Below are 294 nucleotides of genomic sequence, written 5' to 3' on the forward strand. Positions count from 1 at the left end.
TGGCGGGCACACCGGGGCCTTGGATGGGTTCGTTCGGGAGGTTAGACCCTTTTTGGGCAAAAGGGACCTGCCGATTTGAACGCTCATATAATTCGCGCATCATGCCATTATTGTATGCCGATGAATAGAAATCGGTGGGGCTAAATTTGTTGAGGACTACATCCTCCTCCTTCATATCGAATAGAAGATTTTTCCACTCATCGCTTATAGGGCATTCTTTGGTCAACAGATCGCGCGTGCCGATCTGGAACGCGATTGGGCCGATTTCTGAATTCTCCAACCAGTCTTGCCAAT

The 294-nt window shown here is 49.0% G+C and carries 1 protein-coding gene; it reads right to left on the reverse strand.

Going from position 1 to position 294, the window contains the following annotated elements; translation table 11 throughout:
- A partial coding sequence (locus AB9F26_RS22475) for a hypothetical protein (RefSeq protein ID WP_369769150.1) occupies positions 1 to 294 on the reverse strand: 294 nt, incomplete at both ends.

Source organism: Falsihalocynthiibacter sp. BN13B15 (assembly GCF_041205415.1).
Lineage (GTDB): Bacteria > Pseudomonadota > Alphaproteobacteria > Rhodobacterales > Rhodobacteraceae > Falsihalocynthiibacter > Falsihalocynthiibacter arcticus.